The sequence below is a fragment of the Burkholderia reimsis genome (assembly GCF_003294055.1).
GTDB classification, from domain to species: Bacteria; Pseudomonadota; Gammaproteobacteria; order Burkholderiales; family Burkholderiaceae; genus Burkholderia; species Burkholderia cepacia.
In genome coordinates this window covers 20,874-45,119 of the sequence record NZ_QMFZ01000004.1, presented here as the reverse complement: position 1 = coordinate 45,119, position 24,246 = coordinate 20,874, and the positions used below count along the sequence as shown (strand labels likewise).

Below are 24,246 nucleotides of genomic sequence, written 5' to 3'. Positions count from 1 at the left end.
TGCCTTGGCACCGCGGCACCTTGATATCGCGGCATCTCGACAGGCCCATCCGTCCTTCTTCGGGCCCGGATGCGACAAGGCCGGGCGCACGGTCCCGGCCTGTTCATTCACTACCGTCGTCACCCGGTTCGCCGGCCATCCGCCAGGCTGCCGGCTCAGCGGCGCGGCAGCGTATCGCGCGGCATCTGCTCGTCGTCGCCCATCAGGTACCGGCGCCCTTCGGTCGGCCGCCGGATCGCGGCAGCGACTTCCGCTTCCGTCACGTCCTCGGACACGACCTTGCGCGCGAGGCGCCCCTCTTCGTCAATCCACTCGACGATCCGGCATCCACCACCCCAGGGCTGGCGAATCGGCTCCGACACGCGGCAGCCGCGCAGGTTGTAAAGGCGTCCGCCCGGCGCTTCCCCATAGGATTTCAACATAGGTTCCCTTCGCATTGCGCGGTTCGACAATCCGGCCAAGGATAGGGAAAAGCGATGTCCGGCGGGTTACAGAAGCCTACATATTCTTTACAACGAATTACGCGCCAGATCGCCGGCAGGCCCGGCCCGCGTGCCGGTGCAGCCGGTCACTCGAGATCGCGCACGCGGTCGATCGCCTGCTCGAGCCGATCGACGGCCATCACGTTCAGCCCTTCGATCGGCTGCTTCGGCGCGTTCGCCTTCGGGATCAGCGCGGACGTGAAACCGAGCTTCGCGGCCTCGCGCAACCGCTCCTGCCCGCGCGGCGACGGCCGGATCTCGCCCGCCAGCCCCACTTCGCCGAACACGATCAGCCCCTTCGGCAGCGCCTTGTTGCGCATCGACGAATGGATCGCGAGCAGCACCGCGAGGTCGGCGGCCGGCTCGGTGATCTTCACGCCGCCCACCGCATTGAGGAACACGTCCTGGTCGAAGCACGCGATGCCCGCATGACGGTGCAGCACCGCGAGCAGCATCGCGAGCCGGTTCTGTTCGAGGCCGACCGCGAGCCGGCGCGGGTTCGGCACGTGCGCGGTGTCGACGAGCGCCTGGACTTCGACGAGCAGCGGGCGCGTGCCCTCCTGCGTAACGAGCACGCACGAGCCGGGCACGACCTGCTCGTGCTGCGACAGGAACAGTGCGGATGGATTCGCGACACCGCGCAGCCCGCGCTCCGTCATCGCGAACACGCCGAGTTCGTTGACCGCGCCGAAGCGGTTCTTGAACGCGCGCACGAGCCGGAACGACGAGTGCGTGTCGCCTTCGAAGTACAGCACCGTGTCGACGATGTGCTCGAGCACGCGCGGGCCGGCCAGGTTGCCTTCCTTCGTCACGTGCCCGACCATGATGATCGCGGTGCCCGACTGCTTCGCGATGCGCGTGAGCTGCGCCGCGCATTCCCGCACCTGCGCGACGGAGCCGGGGGCCGACGTGAGCGCTTCCGAATAGACGGTCTGGATCGAGTCGATCACGGCCACGTCCGGCCGTTCCGTGTCGATCGCGGCCTGGATCTTCTCGAGCTGGATCTCCGCGAGCAGCTTCAGTTCGTCCGCCGGCGTACTGCCGTCGAGCAGCGCAAGCCGTTGCGCGCGCAACGCGATCTGCGCGGCCGATTCCTCGCCGCTGATATAGAGCGCGCGCCGCTCGCTCGCGATGTCCGCAAGCGACTGCAGCAGCAGCGTCGATTTGCCGATACCCGGGTCGCCGCCGATCAGTACGACGCCGCCCGGCACGAGCCCGCCGCCGAGCACGCGGTCGAATTCGCCGATGCCGGTGGAGAAGCGCGGCACGTCGGCTGCTTCGATGTCGACGAGACGCTGCACGGGCGCACGCTTGGCGAGCGACTGGAAACGATGGGCCGACGGCGCCTCAGGAACCGATTCGACGAGCGTATTCCAGGCCTGGCACGACGGGCATTGCCCTTGCCACTTCGGGGTCTGTCCGCCGCACTCGCTGCAGACGTATACGGTTTTCTGTTTGGCCACGCGCGACGCCCTTATTCCGCGCGCACGGGCACGCGGCCGGCGACTGCACACATCAGCTCGTAACCGATCGTGCCGCAATGACGGGCGACGTCGTCGATCGGCAATGCATTGCCCCACAGCTCGACCCGCGCGCCGACGCCGGCTTGCGGGCACGGGGTCAGGTCGACGGTAATCATGTCCATCGACACGCGGCCGACGATCCGCGTGCGGACGCCGTCGACGATCACGGGCGTGCCTTCGGGCGCGACCCGCGGATAACCGTCCGCGTAACCGCATGCGACCACGCCGATCCGCATCGGCGCCTGCGCGGAAAACGTCGAGCCGTAGCCGATCGCCTGGCCCTTCGCGATCGTCTGCACCGCGATCAGTTCGGACGCGAGCGTCATCGCCGGCTTCAGCCCCGTGTCGGCGATGTCGGACGACAGCCCCGACGGCGACGCGCCGTACAGCACGATCCCCGGGCGCACCCAGTCGAAATGCGTGTCCGGATGCCACAGCACGGCGGCCGAGTTCGCGAGACTGCGCGCGCCGGCGATGTTTTCCGCGCCGCGCTCGAACGTCGCGAGCTGCTCGGCGACGCCGCGCTCGTTGTCCGCATCCGAAAAATGGGTCATCAACGTGATCTGGCCGATGCCGGGGCACGCGCGGGCGCGCTCCCACGCGGCGCGGTATTTCTCCGGCAGGTAGCCGAGCCGGTTCATCCCGCTGTTCATCTTCAGCTGCACGTTGACGGGTTTCGACAGCCGCGCCGTTTCCAGCATCCGCATCTGCTCGTCGTTGTGGACGGTCGTCGTCAGGCTGTAGCGGTCGATCACGTCGATGTCGGTCGAGCGGAAGAACCCCTCCAGCAGCAGGATCGGGCCGGCCCAGCCGAGCTCGCGCAGCTTGACTGCCTCGTCGAGGTCGAGCAGGCCGAAGCCGTCGGTGCCGCGCAGGCCCGGAAACGCGCGGGCGAGACCGTGCCCGTACGCGTTCGCCTTGACGACCGCCCAGACCTTGGACGGGCCGGCAAAGCGGCGGACGACGGAGAGATTGTTCGCGAGAGCGGCGGTGTGGACGGTGGCGGAGATCGGGCGCGGCATGGGAAATTTACGTAAAGACGCTTGCGAATCATCAGCTTACCGCGCCTTTTGAGCACTGAAGCCGACAACTTGCGGAACGATCGGGGAATCTTGCTAGTCCGAACTGGCGTATTTTCATGTTATAAAGCCGTGCGCACAACCCATTTCGAACGGAATAAGCCGATCGCATACCAGGCGGCCTACGCGGCCCTGCCGCAGCGACGAAAGCATCGCATCAGATGAAAAAAGGTTTTTACACCATCATGGCCGCGCAGTTTTTCTCGTCGCTGGCCGACAATGCGCTCCTCATCGCCGCCATCGCCCTGCTGAAAGACCTCCACGCCCCCAACTGGATGACACCGCTGCTGAAGCTGTTCTTCGTGTTGTCCTATGTGGTGCTGGCGGCGTATGTCGGTGCGTTCGCGGATTCGCGACCGAAGGGCCGCGTGATGTTCATCACCAACTCGATCAAGGTGGTCGGCTGCATGATCATGCTGCTCGGCGCCCACCCGCTGATCGCGTACGGAATCGTCGGCTTCGGCGCGGCAGCCTACTCGCCCGCGAAATACGGCATTCTCACCGAGCTGCTGCCGGCCGACCGGCTGGTTGCCGCCAACGGCTGGATCGAAGGCACGACCGTCAGCTCGATCATCCTCGGCACCGTGCTCGGCGGTGCGCTGATCAGCCCGCACATCGCGTCGCACGTGATCGCGCATACCCCCGCCTGGATCGGCACGCCCGCCGAAGCGGCGATGGCGATCATCATGGCGATCTACGTGGTCGCCGCGCTGTTCAACCTGCGCATTCCCGATACCGGCGCCCGCTACCCGAAGCAGGAACGCGGCCCGGTCAAGCTCCTCACCGATTTCGCCGACTGTTTCATGGTGCTGTGGCGCGACAAGCTCGGCCAGATCTCGCTGGCGGTCACGACGCTGTTCTGGGGTGCGGGCGCGACGCTGCAGTTCATCGTGCTGAAGTGGGCTGAAGTCTCGCTCGGCATGTCGCTGTCGGAAGGCGCAATTCTCCAGGCCGTGGTCGCGGTCGGCGTCGCGGCCGGCGCAATCGCCGCCGCGGCCCGGATCCCGTTGAAGAAGTCGCTGACCGTGCTGCCCGTCGGCATCGTCATGGGCATCGCGGTGATGCTGATGGCGTTCTACACGCGCGACCTGTTCCCGCCGCACTGGGCCGTGCACTTCGGCCACCTGCGCATGCCTGTGTACCTGATCATCGCGTACATCTTCCTGATGTGCGTCGGCGCGCTGTCCGGTTACTTCGTCGTTCCGATGAACGCGCTGCTGCAGCATCGCGGCCACGTGCTCCTGTCGGCCGGCCACTCGATCGCGGTGCAGAACTTCAACGAGAACCTGTCGGTGCTCGTGATGCTGTGCCTGTATGCGGTGCTCGTGTGGCTCGACGTGCCGGTCGGCGTCGTGATCGTCCTGTTCGGCACGTTCGTCTGCCTGACGATGTGGCTCGTGATGCGCCGCCACCAGGCGAACCAGCGCCAGTTCGACTCGGTCGCGCTGATCGGCGAATCGCGGCACTGACGCTACACTCCTCGTTTCCGTCCGCCGGCGCCGGTCTTTGAACCGGCGCATTGCCCCGATGACGCACCCGATACCCAACATCCTGACGATCGCCGGCTCCGATTCGGGCGGCGGCGCAGGCATCCAGGCCGACCTGAAGACGTTCTCCGCACTCGGCGCCTACGGCGCCAGCGCGATCACCGCGTTGACCGCCCAGAACACCCGCGGCGTAACGGGCGTGCATGCGCCGGACGCGGCGTTCGTGACCGCACAGCTCGACGCGGTGTTCAGCGACATCCGCATCGATGCGGTCAAGATCGGGATGCTCGCGAATGCGGCGATCGTGCACGCGGTCGCCGACGCGCTGCGGCGTTATGCGCCACGCTTCGTCGTACTCGACACGGTGATGATCTCGAAGAGCTCGCACGCGCTGCTGGCGCCCGATGCCGTCGACGCGTTGCGCGATGCGCTGCTGCCGCTCGCGACGGTCGTGACGCCGAACCTGCCCGAGGCCGCCGCGCTGCTGAACGACGTGCCCGCCACCACGGAAGACGACATGGTCCGGCAAGGCCGGGCCCTGCTACAGACAGGCGCGCGTGCCGTACTGATGAAAGGCGGCCACCTGCCGGACGCGTCCGCGAGCCCCGACTGGCTCGTCGAAGCGGCGCGCACCGTGCGGCTCGACGGTGCACGCGTACCGGTCAGCAACACGCACGGCACCGGCTGCACGCTGTCGTCGGCGATCGCCGCGCTGCTGCCGCAACAGCCCGACCTCGAAAGCGCGGTGCGCGAAGCCAAGACCTACCTGACCGGCGCGATCGCCGCGAGCGACCACCTCGACGTCGGCCACGGCGTCGGCCCCGTCCATCACTTCCATCGCTGGTGGTGAGCGCCGGCTGACGCGGCGTCAGTGATCCTGCGCCGCGAACGCCTGCGCGCGCACCGGCCAGTCGTCCGGCACGACGAAGCCGCGCGCCCGTTCGCACCAGGTGCCGTCACCGTCCCGTTCATGCATGCCGATCAGCGCGGGGGCCTCGCGCGTCGTCAACACGGGCGGCAGTTCCAGAGCGGCCGCCAGCGGTTCCGGCTCGAATCCGGTATCGGCGGCGGCACGTCGCGGCGCGAGCCACGCGAGCCTCGGCAACACACTCCATGCGGCGCCGGCGGGCTGCGCGGCCGCCCACGCCGGCCACTGCGCGTGCGTCAGCCAGAATCCGCGCGGGTGATCCGGCGCGATTTCGGCGGACACCGACGGCAACGGCGCGCCGTGCGGATAGAACAACCAGCCCTTGATGAACATCTGTGCGTCGGACGGTGCGCCATAGCCGAGCCGCGCGAACCCGTCGTGTTCGCCGAGGCGCAACTGGTGATCGAGCAGCCGGCTGCGCTTGCGGTCGAACCGGTCGACGAGATTGGGGCCGACGAAGTCGGCAAGCGATGCACCGTTGCGTACCGGCGCGCACAAATAGCACTTCACCGCGAGTTCCCAATGCAGGCGCTGACCGCCCGGCGCGTCGACGAGAAAATCGACTTCGCCGAGCGTCTTGCCATTGCTGCGCAGCGGGAGATTGGCCGCGACGAGCCGCAGCGACGGGCCGTGCGTCAGGAAATACTCGAGCAGGCATTCCGCGTAGCGGCCGAGCCGGGTGGGCCGGAACCCGTCGAGCGCGCGATGCAGCGGCCCGGGCTGCGCATCGAGCGCGGCGAGCCATGCGTGGACGGCCGACTGCCCGGCCGCATCCGGCCACGGGCGCGCAAGCGGCGCTCCCGGTACCGCAGTGAGGAGGCTCGGGCTGGCAAGCAACCAGCCCAGATCGCGAACCGCGGCGTCATGCAGCGTGTCGACGAGTGCGCACGCCGCGCCCGTCGTCATTGCCCGGCCGGCCCGTTCACGTCGGCGCCTTCCGCGCGCCGGAACGTGTCGCGTGCGAGGCACAGGTCGGCCCATGCCTTCGATTTGTCCTGCAGGCTGCGCAACAGGTATGCCGGGTGGTAGGTCACGATCACCGGCACGCCCTCGTACGCATGCACGCGGCCGCGCAGCGACGCGATGCTCGCATCCGTCTTCAGCAGGGTCTGCGCGGCGAAACGGCCGAGCGCGACGATCAGCTTCGGCTTCACGAGCGCGACCTGACGCTGCAGATAAGGCTCGCAGCGAGCGACCTCGTCCGGCTCCGGGTTGCGGTTGCCGGGCGGCCGGCACTTGATCACGTTCGCGATGTACACGTTGTCGCCGCGCTGGAGCGACAGCGACTGCAGCATGTTGTCGAGCAGCTTGCCGGCCTGGCCGACGAACGGCTCGCCCTGCTTGTCCTCGTTCTCGCCCGGCGCTTCGCCGATCAGCATCCAGTCCGCTTCGCGGTCGCCGACACCGAACACGGTGTTGGTCCGCTTCTCGCACAACCGGCAGAGCGTGCAGTCGGCCACGCGCGCGGCCAGCGCGTCCCAGTCGAGTGTCGCAACCGGAGTTTCGGCGCGTCGCAATGGGGCCGTCGGCGCGGGATCGCCCGGCGGCGCCGCATCGAACCACGCAAAATCGTCGGCTCCGGCAGGCGGCGCATCGTCCATCGGCGGCATCGTGTCGGTCGATGCGACCGGCGCGGCGCGTGCGGGCACGCGATCGTCGTCGACGCGGTGCGCCGGGGCGGCAGGCTCGCGAACCGGCGGAACATCGACGCTCCGCGCCACTGCCGGCGTCGCCTCGTCTTGCACCGGCGTGCGCGCAGGTCGCTCGGTCGCAACGACGGCAGGTGCGGCGTTCGCCGCCCCCGTTTGCGCCGCGGCGGGCGCTTCGACTGCCGCGCCCGCGTCCGCGCCTTCATTCGCGCCCTGCCCGCGCCGCACCCAGATCTGCGCGAGGCCTATTTCCTCGAGCGCCGCTTCAGCCCATGCCATGCGCGTCCCCCTCATCCTTGTTCAGCGTCAGACGCATCACGATCGCGTCTTCCCGGCTGTGGTGCTTCGCCGGGTAGTAATTCTTGCGCCGGCCGATCGTCACGAAGCCGAAGCGCTCGTACAGATGGATCGCGCGCGGATTGGACGGCCGCACCTCGAGCAGCACGCCGTCGAGCCGCTCCGCACGCGAAATGCGCACGGCCTCGCGCAGCAACGCAAGGCCCGCACCCGCGCGCTGCGCGGCCGGCGCGACGCACAGGTTCAGCAGGTGCATCTCGTCGACCACCGGCATCAGCACGCAATAGCCGACGAGCGAACCCGTCACGTGCCGCAGGCACACGCCCAGGTAGCCGTTGCGCAACGAATCCTCGAAGTTGCCGCGGCTCCACGGGAACTCGTACGCGACGTGCTCGATCGCGACGACCTCGTCGAGATCGGCATCCGTCATCGGCGCCAGGTAGCGGTCGCTCAGCAGGACGCCCGTCATCCCTTCGCTCCGCCTGCCTGAGCGGCGCGTGCCGCGACGCGCTCGGCGGTCGTCTGTGCCACCTTGTCGCGCACGTATTCCGGTGCGGCCTGGTCGGCCGGCACCGCACGGCCGGCACGGAACTCGCGCAGCGCGGCATGGGCGACCGCCAGCGCGTGCGGCATCGCGTCGCCGTCGATCACGGCCGCGTGCGCCGCGGCCGGCAACTGCGCGCCGAACGCGGCGGCCGCGTTGCCCGCGAGCGTGAACGGCGTATCGGGCACGCCGACCGCACCCGGCGCATCGAGCGAAGCCGGATGCAGCGTGAGCCAGTCGCGGGCGCTTTCGTCCCACGCGAAGTCCGCCCAGTAGGCTTCGTCCATCCGCGCATCCAGCGCGGCGAGGACGCGGGTCGTACCGGGGGCGCGCAGCCGCGCGTGCTCGGCGCACGCGAGCAGCGTGCCGATCGGCACGACCGGCAGCCCGCGCCCGAACGCGAGCCCCTGGGTGATGCCCGTCGCGGTGCGCAGGCCCGTGAACGACCCGGGGCCCGCGCCGAACGCGATCGCGTCGCAATCGGCGAGCGTCAGCCCCGATTCGGCGAAGAGTTCCTGGATTGCCGGCAGCACGCGCGTGCTCGACACGGCGCCCGTCAGTTCGTGGCGGACCCAGGTTTGCGGGATGGAAACGGCGTCATCGGCGTGGGCCGAGCGCAGCAGCGCGACCGAGCAGTATTCGGTCGACGTATCGATGGCGAGGAGCACTGTTTGCGTCATGGGCGACATTGTAATGCGGCACCCCGCTCCCACGGGCGATCGGGCCCGATCCGTGCGCACGCGCACGCCCGGCGGCGGTTTGGAAGGATCGCTCGACCCCGCGCGGCGGTTTGGAAGGATCGCTCGACCCCGCGCGGCGGTCCGCTTGTTAAGATCGCCCGACCTGAAACCCTTACGGAGACACCCGATGAGCGAACTCACCGCCCAATTCGACCAGGCCCAGATCGACGTCAAGCAACTGACCGAACGGCCGGGCAATCTGACCCTGCTGCGCCTGTACGCGCTCTTCAAGCAGGCGACCGACGGCGACGCCCATGGCGACAAGCCGGGCTTCACCGACATCGTCGGCAAATACAAGTACGACGCATGGGATGCGCTGAAGGGCACGTCGCAGGATGCGGCAAAGCAGCAGTACATCGAACTCGTCGAATCGCTGAAGAACGGCACGGCATCCTGACCGAATAGCCTCCGGCCGTCCCCGGCCGCCCCCCGGTTGCAATAGGCAATCAAATCAGTGGCGCAGCGCAGCAAATCTCTTTATAATGCTGGCTGCGTCATCTCCGCGCTCGGCTCGCAAGCCGTTCCGGCCCGACGCCTCGTAGCGTTAAGCTCCAATCCGGTTTAGAACCTGTCCCCTCCTGCTTCGACCTTCGCGGTCGTCACTTATCAGGCTGGCGGCCCCGCTCCTGAAGCGCGCCGCACCCAAAACAGCTTCTAATGCCTCATCCGCCGACGGTTCGGCGGATTGCACCCGTTTCCCGATTTGCTCGCTGAATCCGACGACTTGGGTATGCGCGATTGGCGCCGACGTTTCACCCACTGTGTTTCAAGGATTGTTATGACTTCGAGCATCAACTCCAGCCCGCTCAACGCGATCGCCGACCAGGCGCTCGGTCTCGACGACGCCGCCGCACCGGCCGCGGTCGAACCGGCGTCGGACGAGCCGAGCTTCGCGTCGCTCGGGTTGTCGCCGGAGATCGTCTCCGCGCTGCAGGCCGCCGGCTATGTGAAGCCGACGCCGGTCCAGCAGCGCGCGATTCCGGCCGGCATCGCCGGCCGTGACCTGCTGGTCTCGAGCCCGACCGGTTCGGGCAAGACCGCTGCATTCATGCTGCCCGCGATCGAACGTTTCGCGCAGCTCCAGAAGGCACAGGCGCAGCAACCGCGCGCGCCGCGTGAACCGAACCAGGGCGACCGCCGTGCGCGCCGCCCGCAACCCGTCGCGCGCCCGGGCCTGCTCGTGCTGACGCCGACCCGCGAACTCGCGATGCAGGTCACCACCGCCGCGTCGACCTACGGCAAGCACCTGAAGCGCCTGCGCACGGTCAGCATCCTCGGCGGCGTCGCCTACGGCCAGCAGCTGATGCTGCTCGCGAAGAACCCCGAAATCCTGGTCGCCACGCCGGGCCGTCTGCTCGATCACCTCGAACGCGGCCGTATCGACCTGTCCGAGCTGAAGATGCTCGTGCTCGACGAAGCCGACCGCATGCTCGACATGGGCTTCATCGACGACATCGAAACGATCGTCGCCGCGACGCCCGCGACGCGCCAGACGATGCTGTTCTCGGCCACGCTCGACGGCAAGATCGGTTCGCTGACGAGCCGCCTGCTGAAGGATCCCGAGCGCATCGAGATCCAGCAGCGCCTCGAGTCGCGTGCGAACATCGCGCAGACCGTGCATTACGTCGACGACCGCGACCACAAGGATCGCCTGCTCGATCACCTGCTGCGCGACGACGCGCTCGACCAGGCGATCATCTTCACGGCGACCAAGATCGATGCCGACCAGCTCGCCGGCCGTCTCGCCGACGCAGGCTTCGAATCGGCCGCGCTGCACGGCGACCTGCCGCAGGGCGCGCGTAACCGCACGATCCGTGCGCTGCGCGAGCGCCGTGTGCGCGTGCTGGTCGCGACCGACGTCGCGGCGCGCGGCATCGACATCCCGGGCATCACGCACGTGTTCAACTACGACCTGCCGAAGTTCGCGGAAGACTACGTGCACCGTATCGGCCGTACGGGCCGTGCGGGCCGTTCGGGCACCGCGGTGAGCCTCGTGCACCACGCCGAACAGGGCGCGCTCAAGCGCATCGAACGCTTCGTGCGCTCGCCGCTGCCGGTCAACGTGATCGAAGGTTTCGAGCCGCGCAAGGCACCCCCGCGCAACGGCGGCACCGGCGGCCGCGGCCGTCCGGGCGGCGGTAACGGCGGCGGTCGACGTTTCGGCGGCAAGCCGGGCGGCGGTCATGGCGGCAACGGCCGCAGCTACGGCGGCGGCAATGGCGGCGGCTGGAGCGGCAAGCCGGGCGGCAGCCGTGACGGCGGCCCGCGCCGCGACGGTCAACGCAGCGGCGGCCCGCGTCGCAGCAACTCCGCGTCGTAAGCACGCACGGGCGGCCACCGGCCGCCCCACGGATGGCACTGCCCATTCAGCCAACCGGCGCATCTGCGCCGGTTTTTTTTCGCCCCGCCCCACATTTCACAATGCGGAAAATTTTTTTGTGTCGTAAAAAATCATGCTGCGTGGCACAACCCGAGCGATTGCAGGATGGGAAAGAGCGTTTCTTATCTCGAAATCATAACTTCAAGCCATTGATTAAAAACAACTAAAAATTTGACTGCCGCCCCACAAAGCCCCCTGTCCCGCCGCGGTCGATTTGCCTAGACTCTTATACAAGACCTCACGAACCGGAACACAACGCTCCCGGCTTCGAGAACAGCCTCACCATCCTCAGATTCAACCCATCAGGCATCGCACCGCATCAAGGAGCTCATCATGTCGCGTCAGCAACAGGCACAGGAACTGCAAAAGCAATGGGAAACCGATCCGCGCTGGAAAGGCATCAAGCGCAGCTATTCGGCTGAGGACGTGGTCCGCCTGCGCGGTTCGGTTCCGATCGAGCACACGCTCGCCAGGCGCGGCGCGGAAAAGCTGTGGAGCCTCGTCAACAACGAGCCGTTCGTCAACGCACTCGGCGCGCTGACCGGCAACCAGGCGATGCAGCAGGTGAAGGCCGGCCTGAAGGCCATCTATCTGTCCGGCTGGCAAGTGGCCGGCGACGCGAACGTCGCGGGCGAAATGTACCCGGACCAGTCGCTGTACCCGGCAAACTCGGTGCCGCTCGTCGTGAAGCGCATCAACAACACGCTGACGCGCGCCGACCAGATCCAGTGGTCGGAAGGCAAGAATCCGGGCGACGAAGGTTATGTCGACTTCTTCGCACCGATCGTCGCCGACGCGGAAGCCGGTTTCGGCGGCGTGCTGAACGCGTTCGAGCTGATGAAGGCGATGATCGAAGCCGGCGCCTCGGGCGTCCACTTCGAGGACCAGCTCGCGTCGGTGAAGAAGTGCGGCCACATGGGCGGCAAGGTGCTCGTGCCGACCCGCGAAGCCGTCGCGAAACTGTCGGCAGCGCGCCTCGCGGCCGACGTGATGGGCACGCCGACCGTGCTGGTTGCCCGCACCGACGCGGAAGCCGCCGACCTGATCACGTCCGACGTCGACGACAACGACAAGCCGTTCCTCACGGGCGAGCGCACGGTGGAAGGCTTCTTCCGCACGAAGCCGGGCATCGGGCAGGCGATCTCGCGCGGTCTTGCCTACGCGCCGTACGCCGACCTCGTCTGGTGCGAAACCGGCAAGCCGGATCTCGAGTACGCGAAGAAGTTCGCGGAAGCGATCCACAAGCAGTTCCCGGGCAAGCTGCTGTCGTACAACTGCTCGCCGTCGTTCAACTGGAAGAAGAACCTCGACGACGCGACGATCGCGAAGTTCCAGAAGGAGCTCGGCGCGATGGGCTACAAGTTCCAGTTCATCACGCTGGCCGGCTTCCATGCGCTGAACTACTCGATGTTCAACCTCGCGCACGGCTATGCCCGCACGCAGATGAGCGCCTTCGTCGAACTGCAGCAGGCCGAGTTCGCGGCCGCGGACAAGGGCTTCACGGCCGTCAAGCACCAGCGCGAAGTCGGCACCGGCTACTTCGACGCCGTGACGCAGACGGTCGAACGCGAAGCGTCGACGACCGCACTGCACGGCTCGACCGAGGACGAGCAGTTCTTCGACGGCAAGAAGGTCGCGTAACACGCGCCAGGCGTGTCATGCCGATGCCCCCCGTCTCGCGACGGCGCGGCATCGGCCACCGAACAAAAATCAGGGAGGAGACGGCAGGCGCGCGACACCGATCGCGCGACCGGCCGCGCGGCCTGCGTGCCGCCAGCAACGACGCGCGCCGGCTTCGTCCGGCGCGCCCTTTTTCCAGGGCACGGCCCTACCGATAGACGATCACCGGAATTTTCGTATGGGTCAGCACGCGCTGCGTCTCGCTGCCGATCAGCAAGCTGCCGAGCCCGCGGCGTCCGTGGGACGCCATGAAGATCACGTCGCAGCCGCCGCGTTCTGCCGCCTCGATGATGCCGAGATACGGCGACGGATGGACGCTCGTCCAGGTGTCGCAGTCGACGCCGGCCGCCTTCGCGGCCGATTCGACCTCGTCGAGATGCGTGCGCGCCTCGCGCTCGCTGCGCGCCCGGAAATCGGCGGGCGGCTCGATGATCACTTCGGAAAACGGCGAGTACGGATACTGCGGCAGGCACGCATACGCCGTGACGCGCGCACCGACCGCCCGGGCCAGGTCGATCGCGCCGTCGATCGCCTTCTGCGACAGTTCGGAACCGTCGGTTGGAACGAGGATGTGCCGGAACATCGCGCCCTCCTTCGTCAAGTACACGCCGCAAGCCGCGATCCCATCCGGGGCGGCCGTGGCGCGTCGGACATGCCTCCTACGAGTGTAGTGCGCGAAACCGCCCAACCGGCCCCGGCAACGGGTTCGCCCTCATATCGGAAACACGCGGGCGAACGCGACCGGCTCCCGCTGCTACTCGCCCCAATATCCGGGCCGCTCGTAAGTGTGCTTCAGGTAGTCGAGAAACAGCCGCACACGCAGCGGCAGGTGCCGGCGTTGCGGGAACACCGCGTGGATGCCGATCGGCGGGGCGGCAAATGCGTCGAGCACGCTGACGAGCCGGCCGGCCGCGATGTCCTCGCCGACCTCCCACCACGAGCGCCACGCCAAGCCATGTCCGGCGAGGCACCATTCGTGCAGCACCGCGCCGTCCGAGCATTCCATCGTGCCGTTCACGCGGATCGACACGACCTTGCCGTCCTCCTGGAACGCCCAGCCGCGCTGCTGGTTCGCGTTTGCCGCGAGCGCGAGGCAGTTGTGCCGCGCCAGTTCCGCGAGCGTCGCGGGCGTGCCGCGCCGTACGAGGTACGCGGGAGCCGCGACGCACACGCGGCGGTTCTCGCCGAGCTTCAGCGACACGAGCGACGAGTCGGGCAGCTCGCCGAGCCGCACCGCGCAATCGAACCCCTCGTTGACGAGGTCGACCATGCGGTCGGACAGGTCGAGCGTGACCGAGACGTCGGGATGCCCGACGCTGAATTCGGGCACGAGCGGCGCGACGTGCCGCCGGCCGAAGCCGGCCGGCGCGGAAATACGCAGGTGGCCGCTCGCCTTGACGCCGCCGGCGGACACGCTCGCCTCCGCGTTCTGCATGTCGTTGATGATCCGCTGGCAATCCTCGAGAAACGCCGAGCCCTCGAACGTCAGCGTGAGCTTGCGCGTCGTGCGCACCAGCAGCTTGACGCCGAGCCGCTCCTCGAGCGCGTCGAGGCGTCGGCCGATGATCGCCGGGGCGACGCCCTCCGCATGCGCAGCCGCCGACAGGCTGCCCTTCGCCGCGACCGCAGCGAACGTTTCGATCTGCTTGAACCGGTCCATGACTCGCCGGGGCGGTGCCGCCGCCCTTCAAATAGCTTAAACGGCTCAAGATTAGGTATATTAAAGTAAAAGATCAAGTGATGAATAGCGTCTTTTTTAGCGCATACGATCACGAATAGAATTCACTCGACCTCTGAAACCGGAGCGCAAGGCTATGTCGGCCACAACGACACTCTCCTCTCCCGACGCAATCCTCTTCGACGCATTCGGCACGTTGTTCGACGTGCGTGCGGTGCTGGCCGCGGCAGAGCAGATGTTTCCGGGTCACGGGGAACGGTTGTCGCAGCTGTGGCGACGCAAGCAAATCGAATACTCGCAACTGCGCACGCTCGCCGATCCGGCCGGCGCCCGCTATCGCCCGTTCCGGGACATCACGCTCGATGCGCTGCGGTTCGCCGCGCGCCGGCTCGGGCTCGCGCTGAACAGCGCGGCCGAGAAGCGACTGATGGACGAATACGCGTGCCTGTCCACCTATCCCGATACGGTGCCCGCGCTGCGCAAGCTGCGCGCGCTCGACCCGCGCCCGCCGCTCGCGATCCTGTCGAACGGCACACCACAGATGCTCGACATCGCGATCAAGAGCGCCGGCATGTCCGGGCTGTTCGATCGCGTGCTGTCGGCCGACACCGTGCGCGCGTACAAGCCGAGTCCGGCGGCCTATGCGCTCGGCACCGCCGCGTTCGGACCGAACCGGCGCGGCATCGTGTTCGTGTCGTCGAACGCGTGGGACGTCGCCGGCGCCGTCTGGTTCGGCTACACCACGTTCTGGCTCAACCGCACGGGCGCGCCCGCCGAGGAACTCGGCGCGCCGCCGGACGGTACGGGCACCGGCATGGTCGACCTGCTCGCATTCCTCGCCACCCCGGCTCCGTCCGGCAGACCCGCAAACCGCACGCGCCCCGGCCCGGGTGCATGACGCTTGCAGCTGCCGCCTCCCCCCTTTACCGAAACCGCAACTGACCGACCAAGGAGATGAGACTCATGAGCACCCCGATCACGCTGCCGCAAGGCATGGCGATCACCGGCGAAATCAAGCCGGGTTACGAAGCAATCCTGACGCCCGACGCGCTCGCACTCGTCGCGGCGCTGCACCGCACGTTCGAACCGCGCCGCCAGGCGCTGCTGCAGGCGCGCGTCGAGCGCACGAAACGCCTCGACGCGGGCGAACGCCCCGACTTCCTGGCCGAAACGAAGGCGATCCGCGAAGGCGACTGGAAGGTCGCGCCGCTGCCGGCCGACCTGCAATGCCGCCGCGTCGAGATCACGGGCCCCGTCGAGCGCAAGATGATCATCAACGCGCTGAACTCGGGCGCCGATTCGTACATGACGGACTTCGAGGATTCGAACGCGCCGAGCTGGACGAACCAGATCGACGGCCAGATCAACCTGAAGGACGCGGTGCGCCGGACGATCTCGCTCGAGCAGAACGGCAAGTCCTACCAGTTGAACGACAAGGTCGCGACGCTGATCGTGCGTCCGCGCGGCTGGCACCTCGACGAGAAGCACGTGACGGTCGACGGCCAGCGCGTGTCCGGCGGCATCTTCGACTTCGCGCTGTTCCTGTTCCACAACGCGAAGGAACTGCTTGCGCGCGGCTCGGGCCCGTACTTCTACCTGCCGAAGATGGAAAGCCATCTCGAGGCACGGCTGTGGAACGACATCTTCGTCGCGGCGCAGGAAGCCGTCGGCGTGCCGCGCGGCACGATCCGCGCGACGGTGCTGATCGAGACGATCCTCGCCGCGTTCGAGATGGACGAGATCCTGTACGAACTGCGCGAACACAGCTCGGGCCTGAACGCGGGCCGGTGGGACTACATCTTCTCGGCGATCAAGAAGTTCAAGAACGACCGCGACTTCTGCCTGGCCGAGCGTTCGAAGATCACGATGACGGTGCCGTTCATGCGCGCGTACGCGCTGCTGCTGCTGAAGACCTGCCACAAGCGCAACGCGCCGGCGATCGGCGGGATGAGCGCGCTGATCCCGATCAAGAACGATCCGGAAGCGAACGACAAGGCCATGGGCGGCGTGCGTTCGGACAAGCAGCGCGACGCGACCGACGGCTACGACGGCGGCTGGGTCGCGCACCCGGGCCTCGTGCCGATCGCGATGGAAGAGTTCGTCAAGGTGCTCGGCGACAAGCCGAACCAGATCGCGAAGCAGCGCGACGACGTGCAGGTCGAGGGCAGGAACCTGCTCGACTTCCAGCCTGAAGCGCCGATCACCGAAGCCGGCCTGCGCAACAACATCAACGTCGGCATCCATTACCTCGGCGCCTGGCTCGACGGCAACGGCTGCGTACCGATCCACAACCTGATGGAAGATGCGGCCACGGCCGAGATTTCCCGTTCGCAGGTGTGGCAGTGGATCCGCTCGCCGAAGGGCGTGCTCGACGACGGCCGCAAGGTCACAGCCGAACTCGTGCGGGAATTCTCGAAGGCCGAACTCGACAACGTGAAGCGCTCGGTCGGCGGCAACACGCAGCCGTACGAGCGCGCCGCCGCGATCTTCGAACAGATGTCGACGTCGGAAGGCTTCACCGAATTCCTGACGCTGCCGCTGTACGAGGAAATCTGACGAAGCCGCCCGTCCCGATCGGGGCCGCCCCTGCGTCGGCGCCGGTCGCATGCGAATGACGGCACAAACGAAAGCGCCCCTCGGGGCGCTTTTTTCTTTGCGGCTGGAGCGGCTGCCGCGCGGCCGGCTAGACGGCTTCCCGCTCGCGCCGGTGCTGAACCCAGTCGCCCGACGCAATGCGCGGACGTCCGGCGGTCGCGTGCGCGGCGACCGGATAGTAAAGGCACGCGTACTGCCGGCCGCCGAGTTCGACGGTCACGTCGTCCGGCTTGAACAGCGAGTCGACACCCGGATAGACGCGCTCGATCTCGTCGAGCACGGGAACAAGCAGGTCGTCGATTTCGTAGACGTCGCCCCAGACCAGCGACTTGCCGGCCGACCCGGCAACCATCCCCGGATACGTGCCGAAATCGTAAAGCTCTCCCGGCAGCGCGGCGGCGCCGAGCAGCGTCGGCGCGGCAATTCCGTGCCTGGCGGCCGCGTGGCCGATGTCGTTGGCCTCCCCGTTTCTCAAGGTGCCGTAGACGAATACGTAACGCATCGTGGTTCTCCTCTTTGATTCGTGTGTTGCCCTGTTCACGGGCGATTCATGCGCGATCCGTGCGCAATTCCTGCGCAATCCCCCGCGCATCGATAGACCACGATACCGGCCCGATGGTTCGAACGCGCAAGCGCCTCTCGTCGCGGGCGGCCCTGAAATCGCCGGGCCACACACAACATTCATTTGGGCGCGGCATGATCGCTCGACAAACCGTCACATGCGCTTTCGCGGCGCCTTCTACAATAACGGCATCGCCGCAGCGTTGCCCGAATCGTTCATGAATCCGCCCGCCCAAGCCGACGTACCGAACCTGTACGTCATCGACATTCCGCCCGAATTCGCGCCGACCGCCGTCCATCCGATGCGCGTGCGCGCACGGCAGCTCGACGCCGGACGCCGCATCCCGCTGCATACGCATGCATGGGCACAGCTCGCGTACGCATCGCGCGGCGTGCTGCGCGTCGCGACGACCGGCACGACATGGATGGTGCCGCCGTCCCGTGCGATCTGGGTACCGCCGCACGTGACGCACGAGGTCGTGATCGTCGAAGAGGCGTTCTTGCGCACGCTGTACATCGACGAGTCGATCGTGCCGGAAGGGCTTGACGCGTGCCGTGTCGTCGAAGTGACGGGGCTCCTGCGCGAACTGATCGTCGCGCTCGACGCGCGCGACCTGAGCACCGCGCGCGAGCGCCTGCTGTGCGGGCTCGTGCTCGACGAGCTGAGTCGCGCCGAACCGCTGCCGCTCGCAGTGCCGATGCCTGACGAAAAACGGCTGCGCATGCTGTGCGAATCGGTACTCGCGCATCCGGCGCATGCGGAGTCGCTCGAGCACTGGGCAAGCGAGGTCGGCGCGAGCACGCGCACGATTTCGCGGCTCTTCAAGCAGGAACTGGGCGTGAGTTTTTCGCAGTGGCGTCAGCAGGCACTGCTGGCACGGGCCATTCCGCTGCTGAACCAGGGGCGCCCGCTGTCGCATATCGCGCGCGAGCTCGGCTACCAGAGCCAGAGCGCCTTTTCGGCGATGTTCCGGCGCGCATTCGGCGAAAGCCCGCGCGCATTCATGCTGCGCGGCTACGAACACCGCGGCCCGGAAGGCAGCCTCGCGGACGACGAAACCCCGGACGACGACGCCATCGGCGCTGTCCGCTGAACGCGTCGTTCGGGGCCATCAGCGCGTCAGACCGGCCGCACCATGTGGCGGATCGAGCCAAGTTGCGCGAGCCGCGACCCGGCAACCCGATAGCCCATGCGCAAATAAAGACGCGCGGCAGGATTGTCGACGAACACGCGCAATTGCAGTTCGTGCAGCCCGCGCGCACGCGCCCAGCGATGCGACATGTCGAGCATGTAGGTGCCGGCGCCCTGCCCGCGATGACCGGCCGCGATCTGTACGTCGCGGATGTGCAGCGAATCGCCCTCCTCGGTCACGCGCAGCACGCCGATGCGCTCGCCGTCGGCCTCGAGGATGAAGTTCTCGGATTCGCGCCAGCTCGCGTAGAACAGGTCGCTGCGCCAGACGAGCCCATGGCGCTTGTAATAGCCGCCCATGTTGCCGTGCGTCAGCGCTTCGGCAAACGGAAAATCGCCGGCCTCCGCGGGCCGGAGCTGATACAGGAGTCGCAGGTCGGTCGGATCGAGCATCGCGCAGGGGTCAAGAACGCATCCCGCCACGATAGCGCAGTCGCGTGCGGATGCAATCGCGGATTTCTCGTAGCGGCTCGACGCGTGATGACCTGTGGTTACGTGCCGCCTGCGGACACAACGGGAAACGCGAAATGAAAAAGCCCGCACGAGGCGGGCTTCTTCATTTTTTGGCGGAGCGGACGGGACTCGCCTACATCCTGCAGGCCGCGGATGCGCGTGCACGCGCATCCCTTCGAGCCCCGCCGGAAGCCGCGCAGGCGGCTTCCTCCACTCCGCGGTCACGCGCCCGCCAGCGGGCGCTATCGACGATACAAATGAAAAAGCCCGCACAAGGCGGGCTTCTTCATTTTTTTGGCGGAGCGGACGGGACTCGAACCCGCGACCCCCGGCGTGACAGGCCGGTATTCTAACCGACTGAACTACCGCTCCAGTCTTGCTGCTTGCCTGGCAGGCGTCGGTTGCTTCCTGCCGGCGCATCGTTTGTTCGAACGACGCCGAAATCTGGCGTCCCCTAGGGGATTCGAACCCCTGTACTCACCGTGAAAGGGTGATGTCCTAGGCCTCTAGACGAAGGGGACAACGCACTGCTTACATCCTTAATGCAAAAGCCCGTTCAAAAAACGTTCTTTGAACGGGCTTCGTTCTGGCGGAGCGGACGGGGCTCGAACCCGCGACCCCCGGCGTGACAGGCCGGTATTCTAACCAACTGAACTACCGCTCCAGCTTTTCTTACCCTCGCCCGCAGGATCTTGTCACGCTCCTGCAAGCGATGCGGCACTTCTACGAAACGCCGCCGAATCCTGGCGTCCCCTAGGGGATTCGAACCCCTGTACTCACCGTGAAAGGGTGATGTCCTAGGCCTCTAGACGAAGGGGACAACGTACTGCTTACATCTTTAATACAAAAGCCCGCTCAAAAACGTCTTGAACGGGCTTCGTTCTGGCGGAGCGGACGGGACTCGAACCCGCGACCCCCGGCGTGACAGGCCGGTATTCTAACCGACTGAACTACCGCTCCAGCTTTCTTACCCAACCCGCAGGACGTCGGTTACGTTCCTGCGAGCCTTGCGACACTTCTACGAAACGCCGCTGAATCCTGGCGTCCCCTAGGGGATTCGAACCCCTGTACTCACCGTGAAAGGGTGATGTCCTAGGCCTCTAGACGAAGGGGACAAAATCTTTTCAGATCTGTCTGACTTTCGCTATTCACTTTTCAATCAACAGCGAAGGCCGAAATTCTAACTGCTTTGAATCATTTTGTGAAGCATTTATTACTACCCTACTTGCTTCGCAAATCAACTCAGCTTGTTCTGATGGTGGAGGTAAGCGGGATCGAACCGCTGACCTCTTGCATGCCATGCAAGCGCTCTCCCAGCTGAGCTATACCCCCTTGCAGAACAGAAATGAGATTATATGGAGCTACTTTGAACTTGTAAATACCCTTTTTGCGATTGGAGCGAAATTTTTTGCGAAGCCGCCGCGATGTCACGCACGGGCAGCTTCGCTCGCCCCCGAATCTCAGGCCAGCGCGGCCTCGATGCGCGACACCACGACATCGCGACCGAACAGGACGAGCACCGCGTCGATCGACGGCGTGTGCGTCGTCCCCGCCACCAGCAGGCGCACCGGCATCGCGAGTTGCGGCATCTTCAGCTTGTGCGTGCCGAGCGTCGCCTTCAGCGCGGCGGATACGGCCTCCTTCGTCCAGTCGGCTGCCTTCAGCGCAGCGACGAGATCGGCCAGCGCCGGACGCACCGCATCGGTCACGTGCTGCGCAAGCGCATCGGCCTCCGGTGCCGGCACACGGTAGAACATCGCAGCGCCTTCCGCGATCTCCTTGACCGTCGTCGCGCGATCCTTCATCAGCCCGACCACGGCATCGAGCGCCGGGCCCGTGGCGATCGCCGCATCGTCGACGCCGAGTGCGGCGAGGAACGGTTTGGCCAGCTCGGCGAGGCGCGCGTTGTCGGCTTCCTTGATGTAATGCGCGTTCAGCCAGCTCAGCTTGCTGTGGTCGTATTGCGCGGGCGACTTGCCGAGATGCTCGAGATCGAACCATTCGACGAACTGCTCACGCGAGAAGATCTCGGCATCGCCGTGCGACCAGCCGAGGCGCGCGAGATAGTTGACGACCGCTTCGGGCAGGAAACCCGCGTCGCGATACGCCATCACGCTCATCGCGCCATGCCGCTTGCTCATCTTCTCGCCCTGCTCGTTCAGCACGGTCGGCAGGTGCGCGTAGACCGGCGCCTCGCCGCCGAGCGCATTCAGGATGTTGATCTGGCGCGGCGTGTTGTTCACGTGGTCGTCGCCACGGATCACGTGCGTGATGCCCATGTCCATGTCGTCCACCACCACGCAGAAGTTGTAGATCGGCGTGCCGTCCGGGCGCGCGATCACGAGGTCGTCGAGTTCCTCGTTCGAAATCTCGACACGCCCCTTCACCGCGTCATCCCACACGACCGTGCCCGTCAGCGGATTGCGGAAACGCAGCACCGGCTTCACGCCGGCCGGCGGCTCCGGCAGCACCTTGCCGGGCTCCGGACGCCACGTGCCGTCGTAGCGCGGCTTCAGGCCGGCCTCGCGCTGGCGTTCGCGCAGCGCGTCGAGCTCCTCGGCCGACATGTAGCACGGGTAGGCAAGCCCCTTCTCCAGCATCTGCGCGAGCACCTCGCGATAGCGGTCCATCCGCTGCATCTGGTAGATCGGGCCTTCGTCGAAATCCAGGCCGAGCCATTGCATCCCTTCGAGGATCGCGTCGACCGCTTCCTGCGACGAGCGCTCGACGTCGGTGTCCTCGATGCGCAGCACGAACGTGCCCTTCATCTTGCGGGCGAACGCCCACGGATAGAGCGCGGAGCGGATGTTGCCGAGGTGGATGAAGCCGGTGGGACTCGGCGCGAAGCGGGTACGGACAGGACGGGTCATAAACGGTAACTCGAACGCCTGGGGCGCATGAATGATTCGACGCGGGATCGACGGCGGCAGCCCGGACAGCAACGGGGCCGGCCGCGCCCGGAACGGGAAAGAAGCCGGAATTATACTCGCGCCGGACATCGCGCCAAGCGCGCCGCTTGCTTTATGATGTGCGCGCCGCGGCCGCCAGCCGGCGCGGCGCCGGCCGCACGGAACCTGCCGCGCGGCCGCTCGGAACCTATCGCCGCCGCGGGCCGTGTGACCCGCCGCCAAGCCGCCGGAGAACCATTCGATGTCGTCCCCTCGCCTGTCGCGCCGCCACTTCACGATCGCCGCCGCGTCCGCCAGCCTCGCCGCCTGCACGTCGTTCGGCGACAAATCCCGTTCGGACAATACGTCCGGCGCCACGCAGCCGCGCGAGAAGCCGGTGAAGATCGGCATCGCGCTCGGCGGCGGCGCCGCGCGCGGCTTCTCGCACATCGGCGTGCTGAAGGCGCTCGAGGCGCGCGGCATCCCGGTCGAAATCGTCGCGGGCACGAGCGCGGGCTCGGTGGTCGGCGCACTGTATGCGTCGGGCATGAGCGCACTGCAGATCAACAAGATCGCGCTCGACATGGACCAGGCGGCGATCAGCGACTGGGCGCTGCCGTTCCGTTCGCGCGGGCTGCTGCAGGGCGTGGCGCTGCAGAACTTCCTGAACAAGACGCTCAACAACCGGCCGATCGAGAAGATGGCGAAGCCGCTCGGTATTGTCGCGACCGATCTGCAGAGCGGTCAGCCGATCCTGTTCCAGCAGGGCAACACGGGGCTCGCGGTGCGTGCGTCGTGCAGCGTGCCGTCGGTGTTCGAACCGGTGAAGATCGGCAACCGCGAATATGTCGACGGCGGCCTCGTGAGCCCCGTGCCGGCGTCGTATGCGCGCAAGATGGGCGCGAGCTTCGTGATCGCGGTCGACATCTCGGCCCGGCCGGACGGCGCGGCAACCAACAACCCGATCGAGATGCTGCTGCAGACCTTCACGATCATGGGCCAGACGATCAAGACCTACGAGCTCGAAAAGTACGCCGACGTCGTGATCCGCCCGAACCTCGCGGCCATGGGCGGCAGCGACTTCAACCAGCGCAACGCGGCCATTCTTGCAGGCGAGGAAGCCGTCGCGCGCATCATGCCGGAACTGCAGCGCAAGCTCGCGGCAGCGCGCGGCGTGGCCGCCGCGTAAGCACGCGACGCGCAGGCCGGCGCGCGCCGCCGGCCGGCAAACGACGGCGCGACCGTCATTCACCGTTTGCATCGCCCCAAAACAAAAAACCCTGCCGCCTTTCGGTGACAGGGTTTTTTCGATCCGGCCGGACCGGCCGTCGAACGTCAGTTGTTGCCGTTCGCCGAATCGTCGCCAATCGTCGCGCGCACGCGCTGACGCAGATCTTCCGGCTTCATCGGGAACTCCGACTCAAGCCGGCGCGCGCCGGTGAAACGCTTTTCCCAGTAGCCGCTATCGAGATCGTCGACGCGGATGGTGCTGCCCGTCGACGGCGAGTGCACGAACTTGTTGTCGCCGATGTAGATGCCGACGTGCGAGAACGTGCGGCGCATCGTGTTGAAGAACACGAGATCGCCCGGCTTGAGGTTGCTCATGCTCACCTTCTCGCCGACGCGGCTCATCTCTTCCGCTCGACGCGGCAGCGACATGCCGAGGGTGTCCTGGAACACGTAGCGCACGAAGCCGCTGCAGTCGAGGCCCGAATCCGGCGAGTTGCCGCCCCAGCGATAGCGCACGCCGATCATGTTCAGCGCGCCGACGACCACGTCGCCAGCCTTGCCGGCCATGCCGGCGAGGAACGACTTCGCGCCGCCGCTCGACGGCTGCGCGCTGGTCTGCTGGAGGGAGGAATTCGACGCGTTCTGCGTCGAATTGGTGACATTCTGGTTAAAACTGCTGACTTCGTCGGCGAACGCGCCGGGTGCTGCTGCGAACAGGGCGCCGATGAATAGCCCGGCGATGGTGCGCGCGCATGCCTGGGTCAGGGATCGATGCTGCATTGGTCGATGGAATGTGCTTAAAAATCAGCTGATTGGCGGAAAATTTCGGTCGATACTAGCCAGCGCGTAATCGTTTGTCA

At 66.7% G+C, this 24,246-nt stretch carries 22 protein-coding genes and 7 tRNA genes; 9 read left to right on the top strand and 20 right to left on the bottom strand.

Annotation, left to right across the window (positions count from 1 at the left end; genetic code table 11):
• Positions 1–155 precede the first annotated feature (155 nt).
• The 3 genes from DPV79_RS06825 to alr form a co-directional block, all read right to left on the bottom strand.
• On the bottom strand, positions 156–422 hold the full coding sequence (locus tag DPV79_RS06825; protein ID WP_021159088.1) for a DUF2866 domain-containing protein: 267 nt from the start codon (positions 420–422) through the stop codon (positions 156–158).
• Between the two features lie 146 nt (positions 423–568).
• The gene (gene radA / locus DPV79_RS06820; RefSeq protein ID WP_069253638.1) at positions 569–1,945 is read right to left on the bottom strand and encodes a DNA repair protein RadA; all 1,377 of its coding nucleotides are present in this window, start codon (positions 1,943–1,945) and stop codon (positions 569–571) included.
• An 11-nt stretch (positions 1,946–1,956) separates the two neighbouring features.
• A complete protein-coding gene (alr, locus tag DPV79_RS06815; RefSeq protein ID WP_113045067.1) occupies positions 1,957–3,027 on the bottom strand; it encodes an alanine racemase in 1,071 nt (356 codons plus the stop codon).
• 218 nt (positions 3,028–3,245) lie between these two features.
• On the opposite strand from alr, the gene lplT reads away from it, so the two are divergent.
• Together lplT and thiD are read left to right on the top strand one after the other, a co-directional pair.
• A complete protein-coding gene (lplT, locus tag DPV79_RS06810) occupies positions 3,246–4,553 on the top strand; it encodes a lysophospholipid transporter LplT (protein WP_059687314.1) in 1,308 nt (435 codons plus the stop codon).
• Positions 4,554–4,611: 58 nt separating this feature from the next.
• Positions 4,612–5,421 carry a bifunctional hydroxymethylpyrimidine kinase/phosphomethylpyrimidine kinase gene (thiD, locus tag DPV79_RS06805; RefSeq protein ID WP_113045066.1) on the top strand — a complete coding sequence of 270 codons (810 nt, stop codon included), beginning with the start codon at positions 4,612–4,614 and terminating at the stop codon, positions 5,419–5,421.
• Positions 5,422–5,439: 18 nt separating this feature from the next.
• Here thiD and DPV79_RS06800 read toward each other — a convergent pair whose 3' ends face one another.
• From DPV79_RS06800 to tsaB, 4 genes are read right to left on the bottom strand one after another with little or no spacing between them, the layout of a single operon-like run.
• Positions 5,440–6,405, bottom strand: coding sequence for a DUF1853 family protein (locus DPV79_RS06800; protein ID WP_113045065.1), 966 nt, complete (start codon positions 6,403–6,405; stop codon positions 5,440–5,442).
• Positions 6,402–7,427, bottom strand: a complete 1,026-nt coding sequence (locus DPV79_RS06795; RefSeq protein ID WP_113045064.1) for a uracil-DNA glycosylase — start codon at positions 7,425–7,427, stop codon at positions 6,402–6,404. Before DPV79_RS06795 ends, DPV79_RS06800 begins: the two co-directional genes overlap by 4 nt.
• Entirely contained in the window at positions 7,414–7,914 is a 501-nt protein-coding gene (gene rimI, locus DPV79_RS06790) for a ribosomal protein S18-alanine N-acetyltransferase (RefSeq protein WP_021159081.1), read from the bottom strand. Before rimI ends, DPV79_RS06795 begins: the two co-directional genes overlap by 14 nt.
• Positions 7,911–8,678, bottom strand: coding sequence for a tRNA (adenosine(37)-N6)-threonylcarbamoyltransferase complex dimerization subunit type 1 TsaB (gene tsaB, locus DPV79_RS06785; protein WP_113045063.1), 768 nt, complete (start codon positions 8,676–8,678; stop codon positions 7,911–7,913). Before tsaB ends, rimI begins: the two co-directional genes overlap by 4 nt.
• Before the next feature lie 178 nt (positions 8,679–8,856).
• On the opposite strand from tsaB, the gene DPV79_RS06780 reads away from it, so the two are divergent.
• The 3 genes from DPV79_RS06780 (at position 8,857) to aceA (ending at position 12,750) form a co-directional block, all read left to right on the top strand.
• The gene (locus DPV79_RS06780) at positions 8,857–9,126 is read left to right on the top strand and encodes an acyl-CoA-binding protein (protein WP_011352486.1); all 270 of its coding nucleotides are present in this window, start codon (positions 8,857–8,859) and stop codon (positions 9,124–9,126) included.
• A 381-nt stretch (positions 9,127–9,507) separates the two neighbouring features.
• Positions 9,508–11,049 (top strand): DEAD/DEAH box helicase, encoded by a 1,542-nt coding sequence (locus tag DPV79_RS06775; protein WP_021159078.1) that lies wholly within the window; start codon positions 9,508–9,510, stop codon positions 11,047–11,049.
• 393 nt (positions 11,050–11,442) lie between these two features.
• Entirely contained in the window at positions 11,443–12,750 is a 1,308-nt protein-coding gene (gene aceA / locus DPV79_RS06770; RefSeq protein WP_048020876.1) for an isocitrate lyase, read from the top strand.
• Between the two features lie 187 nt (positions 12,751–12,937).
• Here the strand turns inward: aceA and DPV79_RS06765 are convergent, their stop codons facing one another.
• Positions 12,938–13,372, bottom strand: coding sequence for a universal stress protein (locus DPV79_RS06765; RefSeq protein ID WP_011352489.1), 435 nt, complete (start codon positions 13,370–13,372; stop codon positions 12,938–12,940).
• A 171-nt stretch (positions 13,373–13,543) separates the two neighbouring features.
• A complete protein-coding gene (locus DPV79_RS06760; RefSeq protein WP_021159074.1) occupies positions 13,544–14,449 on the bottom strand; it encodes a LysR family transcriptional regulator in 906 nt (301 codons plus the stop codon).
• Between the two features lie 154 nt (positions 14,450–14,603).
• Between DPV79_RS06760 and DPV79_RS06755 the strand changes: the two genes are divergently transcribed.
• Both DPV79_RS06755 and aceB read left to right on the top strand, forming a co-directional pair.
• Positions 14,604–15,365, top strand: coding sequence for a haloacid dehalogenase type II (locus DPV79_RS06755; RefSeq protein ID WP_113045062.1), 762 nt, complete (start codon positions 14,604–14,606; stop codon positions 15,363–15,365).
• A gap of 65 nt (positions 15,366–15,430) precedes the next feature.
• Positions 15,431–17,023 (top strand): malate synthase A, encoded by a 1,593-nt coding sequence (gene aceB / locus DPV79_RS06750; RefSeq protein ID WP_059494272.1) that lies wholly within the window; start codon positions 15,431–15,433, stop codon positions 17,021–17,023.
• Between the two features lie 127 nt (positions 17,024–17,150).
• Here the strand turns inward: aceB and DPV79_RS06745 are convergent, their stop codons facing one another.
• The gene (locus tag DPV79_RS06745; RefSeq protein WP_021159071.1) at positions 17,151–17,564 is read right to left on the bottom strand and encodes a gamma-glutamylcyclotransferase family protein; all 414 of its coding nucleotides are present in this window, start codon (positions 17,562–17,564) and stop codon (positions 17,151–17,153) included.
• 277 nt (positions 17,565–17,841) lie between these two features.
• Here DPV79_RS06745 and DPV79_RS06740 point away from each other — a divergent pair, with 277 nt between their 5' ends.
• Positions 17,842–18,717: an AraC family transcriptional regulator gene (locus tag DPV79_RS06740; protein ID WP_059585839.1), complete on the top strand. Its 876-nt coding sequence runs from the start codon at positions 17,842–17,844 to the stop codon at positions 18,715–18,717.
• Positions 18,718–18,743: 26 nt separating this feature from the next.
• Here the strand turns inward: DPV79_RS06740 and DPV79_RS42530 are convergent, their stop codons facing one another.
• The 9 genes from DPV79_RS42530 to gltX form a co-directional block, all read right to left on the bottom strand.
• The gene (locus DPV79_RS42530; RefSeq protein ID WP_021159069.1) at positions 18,744–19,208 is read right to left on the bottom strand and encodes a GNAT family N-acetyltransferase; all 465 of its coding nucleotides are present in this window, start codon (positions 19,206–19,208) and stop codon (positions 18,744–18,746) included.
• 355 nt (positions 19,209–19,563) lie between these two features.
• Positions 19,564–19,640 (bottom strand) — tRNA-Asp (locus DPV79_RS06730).
• Between the two features lie 73 nt (positions 19,641–19,713).
• Positions 19,714–19,789 (bottom strand) — tRNA-Glu (locus DPV79_RS06725).
• A gap of 66 nt (positions 19,790–19,855) precedes the next feature.
• Positions 19,856–19,932: transfer RNA gene (locus tag DPV79_RS06720), tRNA-Asp, on the bottom strand.
• Positions 19,933–20,012: 80 nt separating this feature from the next.
• Positions 20,013–20,088: transfer RNA gene (locus tag DPV79_RS06715), tRNA-Glu, on the bottom strand.
• A 63-nt stretch (positions 20,089–20,151) separates the two neighbouring features.
• A tRNA-Asp gene (locus DPV79_RS06710) sits at positions 20,152–20,228 on the bottom strand.
• Positions 20,229–20,307: 79 nt separating this feature from the next.
• Positions 20,308–20,383 (bottom strand) — tRNA-Glu (locus DPV79_RS06705).
• Between the two features lie 141 nt (positions 20,384–20,524).
• Positions 20,525–20,600: transfer RNA gene (locus DPV79_RS06700), tRNA-Ala, on the bottom strand.
• 128 nt (positions 20,601–20,728) lie between these two features.
• Positions 20,729–22,138 (bottom strand): glutamate--tRNA ligase, encoded by a 1,410-nt coding sequence (gltX, locus tag DPV79_RS06695; protein WP_042977076.1) that lies wholly within the window; start codon positions 22,136–22,138, stop codon positions 20,729–20,731.
• Between the two features lie 280 nt (positions 22,139–22,418).
• On the opposite strand from gltX, the gene DPV79_RS06690 reads away from it, so the two are divergent.
• Positions 22,419–23,345: a patatin-like phospholipase family protein gene (locus tag DPV79_RS06690; protein WP_021162487.1), complete on the top strand. Its 927-nt coding sequence runs from the start codon at positions 22,419–22,421 to the stop codon at positions 23,343–23,345.
• A 146-nt stretch (positions 23,346–23,491) separates the two neighbouring features.
• On the opposite strand, the gene DPV79_RS06685 is transcribed toward DPV79_RS06690, so the two are convergent.
• A complete protein-coding gene (locus tag DPV79_RS06685) occupies positions 23,492–24,166 on the bottom strand; it encodes a C40 family peptidase (protein WP_011352498.1) in 675 nt (224 codons plus the stop codon).
• Between the last annotated feature and the right edge of the window lie 80 nt (positions 24,167–24,246).